General features: G+C 44.1%; 1 protein-coding gene. It reads left to right on the top strand.

The annotated features are described in order from the left end of the window. On the top strand, positions 1-313 hold a 313-nt coding region (locus HUS62_RS22765), incomplete at both ends, for a transposase (protein WP_175081247.1).

Below are 313 nucleotides of genomic sequence, written 5' to 3' on the forward strand. Positions count from 1 at the left end.
GAATTATTTAAAGCGCAATCAACATTAAAAGAAACATTAAATGAGTTACTGACAGGTTTAGTAAAACAAGATGAGCAATGTGAACGCTTACTGGCACTTGAGGGTGTCGGGCCTATCACAGCGGTTGGTTTATTAATAAGCTTAAGTGACACAACCCATTTTACGAGCGGACGCAATGCGGCAGCCAATGTTGGTGTCACCCCTCGCCAACACTCAAGTGGTGGAAAAGTGCGAATAGGTCATATAGCCAAATACCGTGGAGAGATAACATTACGCAGTCACTTGTTTCTCGGAGCCAGAGCGGTTATCAGTC

Origin of the sequence: Pseudoalteromonas sp. 0303 (assembly GCF_013349995.1) — a bacterium.
In the GTDB taxonomy this organism is placed as follows: Bacteria; Pseudomonadota; Gammaproteobacteria; order Enterobacterales; family Alteromonadaceae; genus Pseudoalteromonas.